We start from the raw sequence: 19,139 nt of genomic DNA on the forward strand, positions 1-19,139 counted from the left end.
CGTGGTCACCTCCTCGCCCTGGGGGCGGATTGGGGGTCGGGTGGGGTCAGGGGTGTGGGGCTGATCCAGAGCGGACTGCCCCAGTCGGGTTGCTCCAGGAGCAGCTCGGTGTGCGCGACACCCGAGAGCCCGAGCATGTAGCCGACGAAACCTTCACCGTGGGCCAGGCCGGCGCCGTACCCCTGCGTCGGGACGCGTGCGACTCGGTCGGCGAAGACCTCTCGGGCCCGCTCGTGCAGGTCCGGCCGATCCAGGATCCGTGCGGCACGGACCAGGGCCTGGACGAAGCCGCTCACGCCGTGGCACGGGGTGAGGTCGCGCCCGCGACCGAGGACCTGCGCGGTCCCGGTCTCGACGAGGGCATCCAGCAGCCATGCGTCAGCCCGCTCCACGAGGGGGTAGGCCTCGGCGAGGGCGACCAGTGCTCCGGCCGTGCCCTTGCACCAACTGGAGTCGGCGACCTCCGGCAGGCTCTCGGATGAGCCGTGCGCGGCCAGCTCGCGTGCCCGGCCGACGATCACATCGCCAGCCAGCTTGAGGGCCGTGACGTCGTCCAGGACGGCCGCACACCGGAGGGCGGACCAGGCTATGCCGAGGTCACCGTGCGCCAGTCCCGTGGCGGGCAGGACGCCGTGACGAAGCAGCCGCAGCATGTCGGTGAGGGCAAGGTCCAGGAAGTGTTGGGCCGCACCCGCATAGGAGAGGTCCGGCGCGGACTCCAGGACCGTGGCGAGGTAGGCGGCCGTGCCGGCCGGGCCACCCATCAGGTCCAGGTCCGTGGGCGCTTCGCCCACGGGGCGCGGACCGTGCTCGATGATCGAGGACAGGAACGCGTCCCTGCGTCGCAGCAGGTCAGGGTCGCCCAGGTGCACCCCGAGCTCGTGGGCCAGGAAGGCCGCGCCCCCCAACCCGGCGAAGAACGACATACCCCGTGGGGTGTCGGCCGCCGGAACGGTCACGGGGTCGGGTGCGCTGTCCAGCGCGAGCCCGGCCCACCGCCGCCGGGCAGTCCGGGACTCCTCGACCCGGGTCCGGTCGGACGGCTCGGCCTGCCGCAGGAGGGAGGCGACGGTCGCCAGTGCCAGCGGGGCGCCACCGCCCTCGTACAGCGAGAGCTCGCCCGGGCGGAAGACCAACCCCTCGCCCGCATCGGTGATGGTGAGCAGCGGGAGCAGCCACAGCGGCCGACCGCCGGCGCGATGGGCCGTGTCGGTCAGGAACCGGGCGACGGAGTCGGCGACGGGCTGGTCCCCGAACAGTTCGCTGGCGTATCCGGCGGGCGCCGGTCGGGCGTCGGCGGCCGAGAGGGCGAAGCGCTCGTGGGTGGTGGCCAGGCTCATTCGGATGGTGTGCTCGTGGCGGCGGTACGGCGAGCCGACCAGGTCCTCCAGCGAGGCCCTCACGTGGTCGAGCACGGAGGTGGGAAAGGCCTCCCGGACCGTCCCGTCGGCCGGGGTGTGCAGGTCGGTGGTGGTCAGGTCGACGGTGAAGTACGGGACATCGCCCCGCACCAGCGCGCGGTGCTCGCGGTCGGCCACCGCGCGGGCCGCGGAGGGCAGCACGCCGGTGGGTGCCGCCATCTTGCCCAGGAGTTCACCACGCGAGGCGGGGTCGGCGAGGTACCGGGGGTGCGTGGCCGCCAGGAGGAAGCGCGCGTAGATGTGCGTGGCGCGCACGACCTGACGGACCTGGGCACCGGACTCGGCGACGATGCTCAGGAGGCGGTCCCGCTCCAGCCGGACCGCCGTCACACCGTCCCGAAAGCCGGCGAGCAGGTCCTCCAGCCCCACGGCAGGCGGGACCGGGACGTCGCCGATCCGGGCGAGGTTGTCCCCGTGGCGCACCTCGAACGTGGCGCGCTCGAAGCGCACGGCGTCGCTGGCGGGATCGAGCAGGGAGAAGCTGGCCAGCTGCGAGGTCTGTCCGCCGGGCCGCCCGATGCCGGACATGTCGACGTCCAGGGAGGAGTCGGCGATCCGCATGGGCAGGAGCATCGTGTCCAGCAGGGGGCAGCGCAGGGGGCTCTGGGCAGTCGGGTCTGGTTCGGTGGCGTCGAGACCGGCAGCCTCGGCAGGCGCGGGACCCGTCGGAGGCCGTTGCTGGAGGAGCGTCTCCAGGTCGATGAACAGGGGGTGCTCGCCGTCAGAGATCAGGTTCTCCAGGTGGAGGTCGGTGGCGCCGAGTCCGGTGAACAGGGCCAGGAAGGCACCGAGCCGGTACCGGTGGCGGGCGATCTGCTCAAAGGCGGTCATCGGGCGGTGCTGGACGAACTCCTGCCACCCGTGGTCGGTGGCGTCGACCCCGCCGGTCGCGTGCACGATGCCCGGCAGGCGCAGGTCGATGTCGGGGTCCAGGTGGGGACGGATGGCCGCCACTGCGTCGGCGAAGGCCTGATCCGGCCCCAGGCGACGGGGCTTGTAGACCACCTTGCCGCCGCTCCAGGCGACGATGGCCACCTTGCGACCGCCGTTGTGGGCGTCGCCAGAGCTGATGGTGATCGAGGTCAGCGGGCCGGGGTGGGCCAGTCCCGCGCGCTCCAGCGCCGGGAGGTCGGCCCGCAGGGCACCCAGGATCTCGGTGACCAGCCGGACGCGGTGCTGCACGCCGGCGTCGAGCAACTGGGTGAGGGTGGGCAGGTCCTGCTCGACCGCGTCACGGAAGGCGGGGACGGCCAACTGTTCGGAGAAGCGGGCGTAGGCGTCGTTGCGGGAGGACTCGGCAGGGATTCCGAGTTCGGTCCGGAACTCGTGGAACCGGGCCACCAGGCTCCGACCCGCCAGGATGCCCAGCTCGGCCAGCAGGTCCCGGCCTGCCTGACGCAGGAAGGCCTCCCGGTCGATGGTGCGGCCGCCAGCCGCCTCGTGCTGGTCGACCACGGTGTGCACCTGCTGGAGGAACAGGTGCAGCCGAGGCTGGTGGAAGGCCCCGAACACCACGCTCTCGGCCTCGAGCAGGGTGCGCTCGAGCCGGCTGACGGCCGGTGCGACGTCGGTGGGGTGCGAGGTCATGTCCTGCCTCCTGGCAGCGTGGTGGTGGTCAAGGTCTGTGTGGTGCTGGTGGAGCGGGGCGGCTCCCGCCGCCGCGTGGTGTGTCGTGACACCCGCGGCGGCAGGGAGCCGGCCGCACGGTCGAGACCGTGCTGTGGTGCCCGAGCGGTTCAGCAGTCGCCCGTGCAGGCGGTGGTCGGGCACACCGCCAGGGAGATCGGCACCGTGACGGTCCAGGTGGCGCCACCGTGGGCGTCGCCCTCGGACAGCTCGATCAGCTCACGCTCGTCGTAGGCTCCGGCGAAGTCCTTGTTCTCCATGGTTCTGTTCCTTTCTGTTGGTGGTGCGTGACGGGGGTTCCCGTCTCGGCCCGTCGGCGTCAGTCCAGGGTCAGGACTGAGGGAACGCCTTCAGGGTCGATCTGCCGGAGTAGGAAGTGTCCGACTCCGGAAGTTCCGATGAGCAGGCTGTTGGTGTGCCGATAGCGACTCCGGCCCTGGCCCAGGTGGGCGGGGATGACCTCGGAGACCAGGTGGTGCGCCAGCCTGCGGGCGCTGGTCTCCAGGGAGGTGTCCCGGGTGACGGAGGCGATGCGGTGCAGGATCTCGACGTTGCCGAGGTCCCCGTGGCAGTAGGTCAGGTTGTTGCCGAGGCCGTGGGCGTGGATCAGGTCGGCCGCGGCCGCCAGTTCCGCACCGGCCCAGGCCGGGCTCCCGCTGCGGCGCTCGGCCGTCAGCACGTGCCCCAGGGCGATGCCGGGGCCTCCGTGGCACCAGGCGTAGGAGATTCGGCTGCGGTCGCGGTCCCCGAACCAGTCGCGGACCTCGGGGTCGAACCGGCTGTGGCTGTATGAGGCCAGCCGGTCGGCGGCCAGGGCCAGGGGCCGGGCGATGGCGCCCAGTCCCTCGACACCGGTGATGTCGTCCTCCGGCAACTGATGGGAGACCTCCCGCAGGTAGGGGTAGAGTCCCGCAGCCCCGTGGCCGAAGCCGGTGTAGCCCTTGGCCACGACACGGTCGGCGGTGACGTCTCCCCACACGTACCGCTGCTGGAGATGGAGGGCTGCGGCGAGGGCCACCCGCAGGGCCTGCGCCCGCTCGTGGGGGTCCTGGCTGCGGTGGCGGACCGCGAGCCCGGCGGCGACCAGGCCGCCGCTTCCGCCGATCAGGTCGTAGGTGACGTCCTCGGCCACCAGCTCCTGGAGCTGGCCGAGCGCCTGGACGGCGGTGGACACCAGGTCCGGGCGGCCCAGCGACGTCGCGCTTGCCGCGAGGACATAGGGGATGCCGGCCAGCCCGCCGTAGACACCGCAGGATCGTTCCTGCCCGGCCTCGGGGATCAGCGTGCCGTCGGTGATCGTGGTCGCGATCGGGTCCAGGATGCTCAGCGCCACGTCCCGGTAGCGCGGGGTCCCGGTGACGCGGGCGAGGTGGGCCAGGAAGAGTGCCGGACCCAGGCCACCGGCATACAGGGTCGCTCCCAGGACACCGGGCGTCCACGCCTCGTCCTCCATGGCAGTCCCGATTCGGGGGCCCACCCAGGCGCTGGGCCGTCCCGGCTCCTCGTTCACGGTGGAGACGAGTTCGTCGCCGATCTGGCGGGCCGTGCGCAGCGCCCGGTCCAGGTCGACCGACGGCGTGCCGTGGGCACGGTTCGCCAACGTGGCGCGGGTGCTCGTCAGGTCCGCGGTCCGCGGCAGCTTGCTGACGAAGCTGAGCCTGATCATGTGGGTCTGCTGGGCGCACCGTTCGGGTGTCATGGCGTCCAACCGGCGCAGGGCGGCGGTGAGGGGCGGCTCGGCCAGCTCGGCGTCCAGCCGCTCACCGGCTCCGTCGAGGACGTGGTAGGCGCCTGCCACAGCTTCGAAGTAGGGGACGTCGCCCTCCACGAGGTCGGCGAGCTCGCTGCGGGCCCAGCAGGGGTCGGCCTCGCTGCGGCTCAGCCCCACGCGCTGCAGGGCGAGCAGCCGGGTCCGGGTGTCGTCCAGGAAGTGCGGGCCGCTGACCATCCGGAGCAGCTGCATGTACCAGCTGGTGGGGTTGTGGATGATGCGGACGCGGGCGTCGCGGAAGTGCCGGGTGATCAGGGCCGCAGCGGGTGCCCGGTGCTCCTCGAGGGCACTCCAGACGGTGCGGAACCCGCGGACCACGGCGTCGGCGGTCTCGGCCGCCTCCTCGGAGTCCTGCTCGACCGCGGGAGCATGCTGCCGGCCGCTGAGGACCACCTGCTCCAGGGCGAGGGTGAGGTCGTCCCGACCGCGGTTGTGCACGACGAGAGAACGGAAGGGGGAGAGCACGCCGTCGACGTACCCCGTGGCACCCAGGTCGATCGCCCCGTGGTGACCGTTGCTGATCTGCAGCGGCAGTGTCCCGATGGTGGTGACGCCGTCGTCGAGCAGGTCCCGGGCGGAGGGTTGGCCCATGTCGGGGCGGCGCTCGCCGGCCGGGGTGGGGCGCAGGAGACCCTCGAGGTCGATGGCCACCGGGCCGCGTCCGTCGCAGACCAGGTTGCTGTGGTGCATGTCGTGGGCGTGCAGCACGTGCAGCAGGGCGGTCAGTCGCCCGATCTGCTCGAAGTAGCCGATGCGGTGCGCGTTGGGGACCGGGGCGGTCTCGACGAACTCCATCCAGCCGTAGTCCGTGCCCTGCACGATGCCGCAGACGCGGAGGTCTGGGCCGTCGGTCCACTCGTTGACGGCCGCGACCAGGCGCTGGAAGGCGGCGTCCGCGGCGAGGCGGCGCGGCTTGTGGACGACCTGGGCGCCGGAGGCGAAGGTGAGGTGGGTGACGGCACGCCCGCGGCGGTGGCGGTCCCCGCCGGTGAAGGCGATGGTGGATACCCGGTCCTCCGGACGTATGCCGAGGTGGCGGTGCAGGCGCTCGCGGTCCTCCGCCAGGTGTGTCAGGACCCTCAGGAGATGGTCCACGGACCGGCGCAGCGTCCGGCGCACCAGCGGGATCAGCAGCGGGAAGGCGGCGGCGAGCTCCTGCTCGAACGCGGGGGTGCGGGTGAAGGCGACGAAGTCCTCGTAGCGTGCCTCCGGGGAGTCCCCGTGGAGCAGGCCGCGCCGGGAGCGGGTGCGCAGCATGACCACGAGGGCGCGGAGCGTGAGGTCGCTGACCTGCTCCACTAGGTCGTGGGTGCTGCGGCGCAGGAAGGTGGTGACGTCGCTGACCTGGCCGCTGGCCGTGGCCGCGTCCACAAGCCGGAGCAGGTGGGGCGCCGCTGCGTGGACCAGGAAGGGGGCGAACGCCTGCGCCGGCACCGGACCCCGGCTGGGGTCGAGCAGCTCGTCGGTCAGGTCCCGCACCCGGTCGCTCTGGTCGGGCGGGCACAGCGGGGCCGAGTCCTCCAGGAGGCTGCCGAAGGCCACGGACTCCGGCGTCGCCAGGCGTGCCAGCAGGTCCTGCAGCTCGGTGGCCTCACCGATCTCGGGGAACAGCTCGCCGGCGGTGATGCGGGGTGCCGTGGTGGCAGTCATCGCTGGGTTCCTTTCGGGCCAGGGTGGGTGCGGATGGAGTAGGGGAGTGGGTCACGGTTCGGTCGGTGCCGGAGGACCCGGGTGGGGCTTCGGGCTGCCGGCCCTCGCCGTGGCGAGGGCCGGCACGCCCGTCAGCCACGACCTGTCAGTTGCAGGTCGGCATGCACTCGACGGTGAGGGTGCAGTAGGCGCCCTTGTTGCCCAGCCAGGTCGAGATGCCGGCCGCTTCCGCGCCACCGGAGGCGAGGGGGGCCTGGTCGTCGATCTCGGAGATGAAGCTGACGGCCTCGTCGTAGTTGTCGTGGTTGCTCATGATTCCTGTCCTCTCTTTCGGTGTGGTTTCACCAGGTGGTGATGCATCAAGAATTGGGCGCACCGGGGCGCCGCGTCGAGACGCAAGTTTGTGCCGTGTCAGAGGTCGGGCCAGCCGGATGACAGGGGTCATCGGAGGTGAGGGGAAGGGGTCAGCCGGGGGCCTGGAGTGCCGTCACGGCCGACGCGGTGATGACGTGCGCCGTTGCGGGTGACAGGAGCGGAGCACACCCGCTCTGACCTGCGACGGGACGTCGGGGTCCCAGGCTCGGGGTGCTCCGGTGAGGGGAGGGGGGAAGGGCTGAGGGGGCCGCGAAAGGCGGGGCGTCAGCTCATCGGCTCGGCGTCACAGGCGTCGTCGCCGAGCAGGTTCATGGTGTCCACGACACGGTCGTAAGTGGTGCTGTGCTGGTCCGGCGTGGCCAGGCGGATCACGTGGCCGTCCAGGTCAACCCAGGTGGGCTGGAAGCGCATGGTGGAGGTCACTGCGCCGTGCTCGTCCCGGTGCAGGTCGAACTCGGCGATCATGCCCTCCTGGGTCTCCGGTCGCAGCTTCCCGGCAGTGGTGTCGGGGGACTGGTTGGACAGGAAGTTGCCCAGGCCGTAAATGACGTACTTGTCGTTGATCTTCTCGCACGGCTGGATGACGTGGACGTGCGTGCCGAGGATCAGGTCGACGGCGTCGGACTCCAACAGCTCTTGCGCCATCTCACGCTGCTCGTCCGTGGGGTCGGTCCAGTACTCGTTGCCCCAGTGCATGCTCACCACGACGAAGTCGGCGCCGTCCTCCTTGGCCTGCTCGGCGTCCTCGAGGATGCCTTTGGTCCCCACGACTGGCCACAGGTGGTTGGCCAGCCAGGGGGCCTCCGGCGGGAGGTCGGTGGTCGGTTGCCCGCTGTTGAAGATGGTGTAGGTGTAGGCCAGTTGGGCGACCTCCACCCCGTCGACCTGGTAGCTCCCGACGCCGGGGTCGTCCTCCTCGGCGGTCGGTCCGGCGTACTCCAGCCCGGCGCCCCGGATCACCTCCTGGGTGTCCGTCAGCCCGGAAAGGCCCTGGTCCCATGTGTGGTTCGAGGCGAAGTCGCAGCCGTCGTACCCGGCGTCGACGACCGCATCGATCAGTTGGTGCGGGGTGTTGAAGACCAGGGTGCGGGGCTGGGTGAGGTTGCTGTTGTCCGAGGACAGCGGGGTCTCCATGTGGCAGATGGTGAGGTCCGGGGCGGTGAGCAGGTCGCGGACGTCCTCGAACATGGGGGTGAAGTCGTAGCCGTCGCCTCCGGCGTTGGCCTGGGCATTGGCGATCACCGGGGCGTGGGCCAGCAGATCGCCCGCCGCGCCCACCGTGACACTGGCCGGGCCGGAGGGCCCCTCGCCGTTCCCCTGGTCGTCATCCGGGTCGTCGTCACCGGTGCGGTCCCCGCCATTGAGCCCGACGGTGGGCAGGCCACCCGCCGAGGTCGTCGCGTCATCGTCCGGTGGGGTGCCGGTGGCCCCGGAGGTCTCGTCGCTCGGGTCGGCGGAGTAGCTGCCGGGAGTGTGCGGCGTCTCCTGGGCGCACCCTGCCGCCAGGACCAGCACGGCGACCGAGCTCACGGCGAGGGCGGGACGGGTGCGGAGTCGCATGTCAGTCACTGTAGGCGCCGGGCCAGGGAGCGCCGGGAGCAACACGGGATGCGGCTCAACCACCTGCCAGCACCTGGGCCAACTCCTGGGGATCGGTCAGCGGCAGACCGCAGACGGTGCCGCGGCAGACGTATGCCGCCGCGTTCCCGTCGACGGGACCGCGGCCCTGCAGGAGCGGGACACCGGCGTCGTCGGTCCCGCCGACCACCACGGTGGCCCCGGGCGGTGCCTGGCGGCGCGCCACCGCGAGGAGTTCGGCCTGACCTGAACCGGTGCTGATCGCCACCTGGAGCGGGCCAGCCAGTTGGGCCTCGGCCACCGCGAGTGCCCACCCGGCGAATCTGGGGTCGGTCCCGGCGACCGGGGCCATCGGTCCCAGTGCGCCGCCCGCCAGAGCGAGGTGCTCGGCGGACCCGGCCGCGGCGCCGTAGGCCAGCAGGGCACCGGCCAGCGACGACTGACCGCACGGCTCGGCGTTGTCCCCGCGGGATCGGGGCCGCAGCACCAGCGACTCTGCGTCGTCGGCCGTGTCGTGGAACCCACCCGCCCCGTCGCCGAAGCGCGCGACGGCGTCCTCCAGCAGCGTGCCGCCGGCCGACAACCAGCGCCCTTCCCCGGTGGCGGCGTGCAGCGCCACGAGGCCCTCGACGAGGTTGCCGTAGTCCTCGGCCACACCCCAGGCGGCGCCCACCGTGCCGTCCCGCGAGCTGCGTCGCAGACGACCATCGACGAGATGCCGGTCCAGCAGGAAGTGCGCAGTCCGTCCTGCGGTGGCGACCCAGCCCGGCTCGTCGAAGAGGGCGCCGGCATCGGCGAGCGCTGCGATCGCCAACCCGTTCCAGGCCGTCACCACCTTGTCGTCTCGGGCCGGCTGCGGCCGGGCGGCGCGCGCGGTCGCCAACCGGCGCCGGGCGTCGTGCCACCAGGTGGGGTCGGCCGGGTCGTGGGGCAGCTGCAGAGTCGACGTGCCGTGCTCGAAGGTGCCCTCGGGCGTCACCGCCAGGAGCGTGGCGGCTCGGGGACCGTCCTGCTCCCCGAGGACCTCCACCAGCTGTCCTGGGGTCCACACGTAGGTCGCCCCCTCGACCCCCTCGGTGTCGGCGTCAAGCGAGGAGGCGAATCCGCCCTCGGGGGTGCCCAGCCCGTCCACCAGGAACTCCACGGTCTCCCGGACGACCCGGGCGGCGAGCGACTGGAACGACCCGGACGCCCCGGGCCACAGGTGGGCGTAGGCCCGGATCAGCTGCGCGTTGTCGTAGAGCATCTTCTCGAAGTGGGGGACCACCCAGGCGCGGTCCACGGCATACCGGGCGAATCCTCCGCCGACCTGGTCGTAGAGGCCGCCGCGGGCCATCGCCTCGCCGGTGGCCTCGGCCATCGCCCGCGCCCGTGGGTCCCCCGTGCGGGCGTGGTGGCGCAGCAGGAACTCCAGCACCATGGACGGTGGGAACTTCGGTGCCGTGCCGAAGCCGGCGTGCCTGGAGTCGAACGCGGAGTCCAGGGCGGGGACGGCCGCGTCGAGGGCGGCGGTGAGGTCTCCCGTATGCCGTTCCCGCTCCTGGGCCTCCCGCAGCACCGCCACCACGTGGGCACCGCCGGCGCGGACCTCCTGCTCCCGGTCGGCCCAGGCCGCTCCTGCCGCGCCCAGCAACTGGAGGAACTGGGGTCGGGGCAGGTAGGTGCCGCACCAGAAGGGCTCGCCCTCGGGGGTGAGCAAGCAGGTCATCGGCCAGCCGCCCTGGCCGGTCATCGCGGTCGTGGCCCCCATGTACACGGTGTCGATGTCGGGGCGCTCCTCGCGGTCCACCTTGATGCTGACCCACTCCGCGTTGAGGACCCGCGCGACCTCGTCGTCCTCGAAGGACTCGTGTGCCATGACGTGGCACCAGTGGCAGGCGGCGTACCCGACCGACAGCAGCACGGGGCGGTTGAGCTCGCGGGCGTGTGCGAACGCCTCCGGCGACCACTCCCACCACTCCACGGGATTGTCCGCGTGCTGGAGCAGGTAGGGGCTTGTCGCACTGGCAAGACGGTTGGCCATGTCCCATGACTCCTGACGAGTTGGTCGGGTATCGGATCGGGTCTTCAGCTGCCGGGCCCCCGGGGGCTCGTGCGTGCGTTGCCCAGGACCTTCTTGAACAGCACCATCGGCAACAGGATGCCAGCGAGCAGGACGCAGACCCACACCACGAAGGGCGCCAACAGCCAGGTGTGTGCGCCCTCGATCCGCAGGCCGTTGGCGTTGGCGAGCCCGTACAGCGCGGTAGAAGCCACAAGGCGGAGCATGTCGACCTCCTCGGTCACGGGCGGTCGGGGGCACCAACCACAGAGTCCAGTGTCCCGCCGCGGACGCTCCCATGCACGACCGGAATTGGGGGAGGGGCTGCACTGCATACGGTCGCGTCCCGGTGTCGGACGGTGCAGCCACGTACCCTGCTGTGCGTGTCCGGAGACGTGGTGGTGGGGGAGCGCGGCCGCGCCCCGGGGGCCGCCACGTCCTTCCGTCCGGAACTGCACGGGGTGCGGGGCCTGGCGATCGCTCTCGTCGTGCTCTTCCACGTCTTCGGACACGGCCGGGTGTCCGGTGGCATCGATGCCTTCCTGGCCGTCTCCGGCTTCCTGATGACCCTGTCGTTGGCCCGACAACTCGAAGGGGGCACGCTCTCCCTCCCTGGTTACCTGGCCAGGCTGGCCCGCCGGCTGCTGCCGGGGGTGCTGATTGTGCTGGGCGCGGTCGCGGTCGCCGGGTACTTCTGGACCCCGACGACGCAGCGGGCCCAGCTGCTCCGCGAGATCCGTGCGACGGCGCTGTACCGGGAGAACTGGGAGCTCATCGACTCCCAGCTGGACTATGCGGCGGCCGGCCCGGCCACCAGCCCGCTGCAACACTTCTGGTCGCTCTCGGTCCAGGGTCAGTTCTACCTGCTCTGGTTCGTCCTGCTCCTGGCTGCCGCGTGGACGGGGCGGCGCGTGCTGGGGTGGCCGGTGCGCCGCTCCGTGCTGGTCGCCGTCTCCCTGGCGACCGTCCTCTCCTTCGGCTTCCACCAGGCGTGGGGCGGGCAGGACCAGCAGGTCGCCTACTTCCACACCGGGAACCGGATCTGGGAGCTGGGGCTGGGCGGGGTGGTCGCGCTGCTCCTGCCGGCGTGGCGGGCGCCGCTGCGGGTGAGGGTGGCCGCCGGCTGGCTCGGGCTCGCCCTGTTGATCTCCTGCGGGTTCCTGCTCGACGGGGGTGCCCTGTTCCCCGGCCCGTGGGCGATCTGGCCGGTGGGAGGCGTGCTCCTGGTCCTCGCCGCGGGCGCGACGGGGCACCCGCTGTCCGCCGACCGGCTGCTGGTGCTGCCCCCGTTCCGCTTCCTGGCCGATGTCTCCTACGCCTGGTACCTGTGGCACTGGCCGCTGCTGATCCTGACCCTGTCCCGCACGGGCGCACCGCGGGCCGACCTCCCGACCGCCACCTTCGTGGTGCTGGCCTCGCTGCTGCTCGCCTGGGGCACGACGCGGCTCGTCGAGGCGCCCGTGGGGCGGGTGTTCGCCGGGCGCCGCGCCACCACGCTGGTCGCCGGAGCCCTGGGGGTGGCCCTCGTCGCAGGAGGCGCGACCTGGGCACTCGGCGTCGTGGAGCGCCACCGGCTTGAGCAGCTGGTGGCTGCCTCCCGACCGTCGCCCGACCATCCCGGCGCGGCCGCGCTCGCGCCGGACTGGACAGGGGAACTGCCCCGGGTGGCAGCGGTGCCCGCCCCGGAGGTCGCAGCCGAGGACAAACCGGAGATCTACCGGGGCGGGTGCGTGAACACCCACCACGATGTGCCCGAGTCGGCGCAGCCCCGGTTGTGCCACGTGGGCGATCCCGACGGTGACCACACCATCCTGGTGCTCGGCGGGTCGCACGTGGGCCAGTGGATGCCGGCGCTCGAGCTCCTCGCCGTGCGCCACGGGTGGCAGCTGGTCTACAGCGAGAAGGGCGGCTGCCAGTTCCTGGCCCGCCCGGGGCCTGGCTCGGGGGATCCGGAACAGACCGCGAGCTGCCACGACTACAACGACAACCTGTGGCCGGTGGTGCAGCAGGTGGACCCCGACTTCGTGTTCACGATCGGGTCGACCTCCCGGCCTACCGACGGCGAGAGCACGCCGGACGGATTCGTCACCACGTGGCAGCGGCTGGACGCCCTGGGCATTCCCGTCCTGGCCCTGCGCGACACCACCCGGTTGGCCGAGTCGGTCCCCGACTGCCTGGTCCGGACCGACTCCGACGCCCGTGCCTGCGGCCAGGAGCGGACCTGGCGCCTGGCGCAGGAGTATCCGTTGTCGGAGGCCGCTGGGGTCCCCGACTCCGTGCTCCCGATGGACCTGACCGACCTGGTCTGTCGGCCCGACTGGTGCGCGGCGATCGAGGGGAACGTCGTGGTGTACCGCGACACCAGTCACCTCACCTCGACCTACGTGCGGACCCTGGCGCCCTACCTGGCCGAGGAGATGCGCCGGGTCGCCCCCACACTGTTCTGAACACCGACCGGTCCACGACACCGGCCAGTCCTTGGTCACCCGGCGGGCACGTCCATTCCCGGGAAGCCGAATGGGTCGATCTCCCAGTGCCGACCCAGCATGACGACCTCGGAGACGAGGCGGACTGCCCCGGACACCGCGGCCTGGTCACCCGTGTGACCGCCAGCGCCCGACAGGATGGTGGGCAGCAGCCCGGACAACAGGTCGACCGCCAGCGCGCGGCGACCGGGCGCCGAGCCCAGGTCGTCCGGGAGGCCGTACCCGAGTGGCGCCGGGGGCGCCGCATCCCCGGCGAGCGCCGTCAGGGAGCGGGTCAGACGACGCAGCGGTGCCAGCGCCCGCTCGTAGCGCTCGCGATACTCCCCGGACGCACGCGCGGCCAGCACCTCAAACCCGTAGACGGCCGGTCGGAAGACCTCGAGCAGGTCGGCGGCGCCCTGACCGGCAGGACCCTCGAGGTCCTCCCACTCCGGGTCGATCCCCAGCCGCATCGCCAGGGCGCCGCGCTGACCTGCTATCGAGATCAGGAGCGCCAGGTTCGTGGGGGAGGCGGTCGCCAGTGTCGCCAGTGCCTGGGGGGTCACGTCGGCTGCTGCCTCGGAGCCCAGCAGGTCCAGCGCCTCCCGGCGCTGCTCCTGGGCCTCCCGCTCCCTGTCGCCGGGGCCCTGGGACGTCGCCGAGCTGTCGTCCGGGGGTGGTCCTGTGCCGGTGGCCGAGTCGGCGTCCGGTCCGGTCGTGGACTCCTGCGGCACTGTCGGCTCGGGCGGGAGGGTGACTCCGGCCTCGGTGAGGATGCCTTCCAGGATCCGGACCTGCTCGGTGTGTGCCTCCAGGGCGATGCCGGCGATCCCCAAGTCGTCGCCGACGGCCTCGGTGCGCATCACCATCAATCGCGCCCGGTCCAGCGCCGCCACGAGGAGCGCCGCGTCCTCGGGCTCGGGCTCGGGGGCCGGGGTGGATGCCGAAGGGTCGGCCGGAAGGCCGGTGTCAGGGTCCGGGGCAGGGGTGCTCCCCGGGTCGTCGGAGCAGCCCGCGACGACGGTCAGCATCCCCAGCCCGCACCACCCCAGCACGGCCCGGCGGCTGAACTGGTTCTCAGCACGCATGGCCGCGATCATGTCACGCGAGCATTCGTTACAGTGGACCCTCACCGGGTGGAACGCCCGGCGTCAGTGGCGCACGCGCTGGTGATGACAGCAGAAGACGGAGGCACCCGGGATGGATGTCAAGGAAGTGGCCGCCACGATCCACCGCGAGGTGGGGGCCGCGCTCCGCGGATCGGGGGTCGAGGTCGAGGACGTCGCCATCCACCCCGCGGGCAAGCGCCGCCTGGTCCGGGTGACCGTGGCCCGCGAACTGGCCGACCTGGACCCCGCCGACGAGGAGAGCCCGGTCGAGCCCGCCACGCTGGACGAGGTGGCCGAGGCGACCCGCGCCGTCAGCGAGGTGCTCGATGCCTCCGACGCCATGGGCAGCGCGCCCTACACCCTCGAGGTCTCCACCCCCGGGGTGGACCACCCGCTGAGCAGTCCGGCACAGTTCCGCCGCAACGTGGGCCGACTGCTCGAGGTCCGGCTCGCCGACGGGACCACCACCGAGGCCCGCCTGGTCGGCGCCGGCCCTGACGGCATACGACTCTCGAACGACCCGGACCGCACCATCCCGCTCGACCAGGTGACCCGAGCCGTGGTGCAGGTCGAGTTCACCCGACCCGGCTCCGGAAAGGACTGACCCGTGGACATCGACATGGCCGTGCTCCGCTCCCTGGAGCGGGAGCGTGAGATTCCCCTCGACACCATCATCAACGCCATCGAGCAGGCGCTGCTCAGCGCCTACCAGCGGGTGGATGGTCACTTCAGGGACGCCCGGGCAGAGTTGGACCGCAAGTCCGGCCACGTGACCATCTGGGCCCGCGAGCCGGGTGAACCGGACGAGGACGGCGTGCGCGGGGAGCCCGGGCCTGAGTTCGACGACACCCCGGAGGGTTTCGGACGCGTGGCCGCGGCGACGGCACGCCAGGTCATCGTGCAGCGGATGCGGGACCTGGAGGAGGAGTCCATCCTGGGCGACTTCCGGGCCCGGGAGGGAGACATCGTCTCGGGGATCATCCAGCAGTCGAACGACCCGCGCTTTGTCTCCGTCGACTTCGGGCACGTCGAGGGCGAGCTGCCGACGTCCGAGCAGGTGCCGGGGGAGAGCTACGAGCACGGGAGGCGGATCCGGTGCTACGTGGTCAGCGTCAAGCGCGGCGCCCGCGGCCCGCTCATCACCCTCTCCCGGACCCATCCCAACCTGGTCCGGCGGCTGTTCGCCCTGGAGGCGCCGGAGATCGCCGACGGGACGGTGAAGATCGAGGCCCTGGCCCGTGAGGCGGGGCACCGGACCAAGATCGCCGTGCACGCGACCGTCCCCGGCGTCAACGCGAAGGGATCCTGCATCGGGCCGATGGGGCAGCGGGTCCGTGCCGTGATGACCGAGTTGCAGGGAGAGAAGATCGACATCGTCGACTACTCGGAGGACCCTGCCGAGTTCGTTGCGGCGGCACTGTCCCCGGCCCGGGTGCAGTCGGTCAGCATCGTCGACCCCGTCGCTCGACAGGCCCGCGTGGTCGTGCCCGACTACCAGCTGTCGCTGGCCATCGGCCGCGAGGGACAGAACGCCCGGCTGGCGCACAAACTGACCGGGTGGCGCATCGACATCCGGCCCGACACCACGCCCGACGACGACGCCCCCCGGGACGGGTCCGGGCCCGAGCCGGTCAGCTGACCCTGTAGAGTGGAACAGGCCGTTCGCCCGTTCGGCGGCGATTCCGAGCGTGTGCGCACCCCGGTGCGGACCTGTGTCGGGTGTCGTCGACGCGACGAGCAATCGGCCGTGCTGCGAGTCGTCGCCACCGCTGACCCACCTGGACCCGACAGGGGCTGGACGGTGCAGCCGGACCCCGCGCGACGACTGCCGGGACGAGGTGCCTACGTGCATCCGGTCCCGGACTGCGTGCGGCTCGCGATCCAGCGCAAGGCGTTCGGGCGCGCCCTCCGACAGGACGGGCACCCGGACTGCACAGCGGTGGAGGAGTGGGTGGCGCAGCGGGACTGACGTGGAGGTCCACGGCAGGACCGGCAGCACAGCAGGACACGCCGCGGCACCAGCCGGGCGTGGGCAGGTGACCCAACCGGGTCACCTGCAGGCACAAGGGCGGAGCCGGACGGCTCTGTCATCGAGGAACCGGAAGCGGGTTTGACGCTGATGAGCACCCGATGAGTACTCAGCAATGAGCACCCACCAGCACTAGCTGCGGTTCGCGTGCCCCTAGGGGGCCCGGACCGTGGCGCAACGAAGGAGAAATGTGGCCAAGGTTCGGGTCTATGAGCTCGCCAAAGAGCTCGGAGTCGAGAGCAAGCAACTGCTCGCGCACCTGAAGGAACAGGGCGAGTTCGTCCGGTCGGCGTCGTCGACCATCGAGCCGCCCGTGGTCCGGAAGATCCGCGAGAACCCGCCGGCGGCGGCCAAGCCCGCCGCGGCGGACGCCCCGGCGCAGAAGGCAGAGAAGCCGGCCGCGCCGGCGAAGGCGGCCAAGCCGGCCGCCAAGCCGGGCGGGGCAGCCCCCGCCGCACCGAAGACGACCCCGGCCGCGCCGGGTGCACGCCCGGGGCCCGCGGCGCCCAAGCCGTCGGGTGACACCCCGGAGCCGTCCGTTCCCACGCCGGGTGACCGGGCGCCCAAGACCGAGGAGCCGGCCGCGCCGGCAGCCTCGGCACAGCCGCAGGCGGAGGAGTCCGCGCCCGCCCAGGACACCCCCGAAGCCGCTCAGGGCGCTGCCCCGAGCCGTCCCGCGACGCCCCGTCCGGGAGTCAAGCCGGGCCCGCGACCGGGCAACAACCCGTTCGCCTCGAGCCAGGGCATGCGGTCCGGTCGCGGTGAGCGCGGCGACCGTGGTGAGCGCGGCGACCGTGGTGAGCGTGGCGGGCAGCCGCGCCCGGGCAACAACCCGTTCGCCTCGAGCCAGGGCATGCCCCGGCCCGGTGGCAGCCGCGGCGGCCAGGCAGGCGCCGGTGGACCCCGTCCCGGTGGGCCGCGTCCGGGAGCGCCGCGGCCGGGTGGCGCCCGCCCCAACCCGGGCATGATGCCGGACCGGGCCGCTGTCCCGCGTCCCGGCGAGCGCCCCACCCGTGGTGGCGCCGGTGGGAGGGGCCGTGGCGGCCCCGGTGGTCCCGGTGGCGGTGCCCCCGGCGGTGGTCCGGGTGGCTACCGCGGTGGCGGCGGTCGTCCCGGCGGCGGCGGCCCGCGGGGTCGCGGTGGCACCCAGGGAGCGTTCGGTCGCGGCGGAGGCCGCGTGCGTGGGCGCAAGTCCAAGCGGGCGAAGCGCCAAGAGTTCGAGCAGATGCAGGCGCCCACCATCGGTGGCGTCAGCATCCCGCGCGGCAACGGCCAGACGATCACCGTCCGTCGGGGCGCGTCCCTGACCGACTTCGCGGACAAGATCAACGTCGATCCCGCCTCGCTGGTGACCGTGTTGTTCCACCTCGGTGAGATGGCCACGGCCACCCAGTCCCTGGACGAGGACACCTTCGGCGTGCTCGGCTCGGAGCTCGGCTACGACATCCGGGTGGTCTCCCCGGAGGAGGAGGAGCGTGAGCTCTTCAGTGCCTTCGGTCTGGACCTGGAGGCCGAGGCGGAGGCGGAGACCGACGAGGAGCTCGAGCCCCGCCCGCCGGTCGTGACCGTGATGGGTCACGTCGACCACGGCAAGACGCGCCTGCTGGATGCGATCCGCAAGGCGGACGTCGGTTCCGGTGAGACCGGTGGCATCACCCAGCACATCGGTGCCTACCAGGTGCACGCCGAGCACGAGGGCGACGAGCGTGCGATCACCTTCATCGACACCCCGGGTCACGAGGCGTTCACCGCCATGCGTGCCCGCGGTGCCAAGGTGACCGACATCGCCATCCTGGTCGTGGCGGCGGACGACGGTGTGATGCCGCAGACCATCGAGGCGCTGAACCACGCCCAGGCGGCCGACGTGCCGATCGTGGTCGCGGTCAACAAGGTGGACGTCGAGGGCGCCAACCCGCAGAAGGTCCGTCAGCAGCTGACCGAGTACAACCTGATCGCCGAGGAGTACGGCGGCGAGACCATGTTCGTCGACGTCTCGGCCAAGCAGGGTCAGAACATCGACCAGCTCCTGGAGGCCGTGCTGCTGACCGCGGACGCGGCCCTCGACCTGCGGGCCAACCCGGACAAGGACGCCCGCGGTGTGGCGATCGAGGCGAACCTCGACCGCGGTCGGGGCGCAGTGGCGACGGTGCTGGTCCAGCAGGGCACCCTGCGGGTCGGCGACGCCATCGTCACCGGTGCGGCCCACGGTCGCGTCCGGGCGATGCTCGACGAGCACGGCAACACCGTGCCCGAGGCGGGTCCGTCCCGCCCGGTGCAGGTGCTGGGCCTGGCCTCGGTGGCCCGGGCGGGCGACACCTTCCTGGTGGCGCCGGACGACCGGACTGCACGGCAGATCGCCGAGAAGCGTGAGGCGGCCGACCGGCAGGCCTCGCTGGCGAAGGCCCGCAAGCGGATCAGCCTGGAGGACCTCAACGAGGCCCTCGCCGCCGGCAAGGTGGAGACGCTGAACCTGATCCTCAAGGGCGACGTCTCCGGCTCCGTCGAGGCGCTGGAGGACGCCCTCCTGCAGATCGATGTCGGCGACGAGGTCGACCTGCGGATCATCGACCGCGGCGTCGGTGCGATCACCCTCAATAACATCAACCTGGCGCTGGCCTCGGATGCGATCATCCTCGGCTACAACGTCCGGGCCGAGGGGCAGAACGCCGAGGTGGCCGAGCGTGAGGGCGTGGAGATCCGCTACTACGGCGTGATCTACCAGGCGATCGAGGACATCGAGAACGCGCTCAAGGGCATGCTGAAGCCGGAGTACGAGGAGGTCGAGACCGGATCCGCGGAGATCCGCGAGATCTTCCGGTCCTCCAAGTTCGGCAACGTGGCCGGCTCCCTGGTCCGCAGCGGCGAGATCCGCCGTGGCGCCAAGGCCCGGATCACCCGCGACGGTGTGGTCATCACCGAGGGCCTGGAGATCGCCGGGTTGCGGCGCTTCAAGGATGACGTCACCGAGGTCCGGGAGGGCTTCGAGTGCGGTATCAACCTGGGCTCGTTCAACGACGTCCAGGTCGACGACCTCATCACCACCTACGAGATGCGGGAGATCCCGCGCTCCTGAC

General features: G+C 72.1%; 13 protein-coding genes. 5 read left to right on the forward strand and 8 right to left on the reverse strand.

Annotated features, from left to right (window positions below):
• Window positions 1-5 precede the first annotated feature (5 nt).
• From AC1QRC_RS10430 to AC1QRC_RS10460, 7 genes are all read right to left on the reverse strand, one after another.
• A complete protein-coding gene (locus AC1QRC_RS10430) occupies window positions 6-3,008 on the reverse strand; it encodes a type 2 lanthipeptide synthetase LanM family protein (RefSeq protein WP_484203261.1) in 3,003 nt (1,000 codons plus the stop codon).
• 149 nt (window positions 3,009-3,157) lie between these two features.
• Window positions 3,158-3,307 carry a class II lanthipeptide, LchA2/BrtA2 family gene (locus tag AC1QRC_RS10435; protein WP_484203262.1) on the reverse strand — a complete coding sequence of 50 codons (150 nt, stop codon included), beginning with the start codon at window positions 3,305-3,307 and terminating at the stop codon, window positions 3,158-3,160.
• A gap of 59 nt (window positions 3,308-3,366) precedes the next feature.
• Window positions 3,367-6,468 (reverse strand): type 2 lanthipeptide synthetase LanM family protein, encoded by a 3,102-nt coding sequence (locus AC1QRC_RS10440; RefSeq protein WP_484203263.1) that lies wholly within the window; start codon window positions 6,466-6,468, stop codon window positions 3,367-3,369.
• Between the two features lie 145 nt (window positions 6,469-6,613).
• Entirely contained in the window at window positions 6,614-6,781 is a 168-nt protein-coding gene (locus tag AC1QRC_RS10445) for a lichenicidin alpha family lanthipeptide (RefSeq protein WP_484203264.1), read from the reverse strand.
• Between the two features lie 326 nt (window positions 6,782-7,107).
• Window positions 7,108-8,403: a CapA family protein gene (locus AC1QRC_RS10450; RefSeq protein WP_484203265.1), complete on the reverse strand. Its 1,296-nt coding sequence runs from the start codon at window positions 8,401-8,403 to the stop codon at window positions 7,108-7,110.
• 55 nt (window positions 8,404-8,458) lie between these two features.
• On the reverse strand, window positions 8,459-10,444 hold the full coding sequence (locus tag AC1QRC_RS10455) for a thioredoxin domain-containing protein (RefSeq protein WP_484203266.1): 1,986 nt from the start codon (window positions 10,442-10,444) through the stop codon (window positions 8,459-8,461).
• Window positions 10,445-10,488: 44 nt separating this feature from the next.
• Window positions 10,489-10,689 (reverse strand): hypothetical protein, encoded by a 201-nt coding sequence (locus AC1QRC_RS10460; RefSeq protein ID WP_484203267.1) that lies wholly within the window; start codon window positions 10,687-10,689, stop codon window positions 10,489-10,491.
• 156 nt (window positions 10,690-10,845) lie between these two features.
• Between AC1QRC_RS10460 and AC1QRC_RS10465 the strand changes: the two genes are divergently transcribed.
• Window positions 10,846-12,909, forward strand: a complete 2,064-nt coding sequence (locus AC1QRC_RS10465; protein ID WP_484203268.1) for an acyltransferase family protein — start codon at window positions 10,846-10,848, stop codon at window positions 12,907-12,909.
• Between the two features lie 35 nt (window positions 12,910-12,944).
• Here AC1QRC_RS10465 and AC1QRC_RS10470 read toward each other — a convergent pair whose 3' ends face one another.
• Complete coding sequence (locus AC1QRC_RS10470) at window positions 12,945-14,015, reverse strand: ferritin family protein (RefSeq protein ID WP_484203269.1); 1,071 nt, start codon at window positions 14,013-14,015, stop codon at window positions 12,945-12,947.
• 112 nt (window positions 14,016-14,127) lie between these two features.
• On the opposite strand from AC1QRC_RS10470, the gene AC1QRC_RS10475 reads away from it, so the two are divergent.
• The 4 genes from AC1QRC_RS10475 (at window position 14,128) to infB (ending at window position 19,138) form a co-directional block, all read left to right on the forward strand.
• Window positions 14,128-14,640 carry a ribosome maturation factor RimP gene (locus AC1QRC_RS10475; RefSeq protein WP_484203270.1) on the forward strand — a complete coding sequence of 171 codons (513 nt, stop codon included), beginning with the start codon at window positions 14,128-14,130 and terminating at the stop codon, window positions 14,638-14,640.
• 3 nt (window positions 14,641-14,643) lie between these two features.
• Complete coding sequence (nusA, locus tag AC1QRC_RS10480; protein ID WP_484203271.1) at window positions 14,644-15,675, forward strand: transcription termination factor NusA; 1,032 nt, start codon at window positions 14,644-14,646, stop codon at window positions 15,673-15,675.
• Between the two features lie 63 nt (window positions 15,676-15,738).
• The gene (locus AC1QRC_RS10485; protein WP_484206620.1) at window positions 15,739-16,005 is read left to right on the forward strand and encodes a YlxR family protein; all 267 of its coding nucleotides are present in this window, start codon (window positions 15,739-15,741) and stop codon (window positions 16,003-16,005) included.
• Between the two features lie 250 nt (window positions 16,006-16,255).
• On the forward strand, window positions 16,256-19,138 hold the full coding sequence (gene infB / locus AC1QRC_RS10490; protein WP_484203272.1) for a translation initiation factor IF-2: 2,883 nt from the start codon (window positions 16,256-16,258) through the stop codon (window positions 19,136-19,138).
• Window position 19,139: the final 1 nt, after the last annotated feature.

Source organism: Ornithinicoccus sp. (assembly GCF_057176825.1).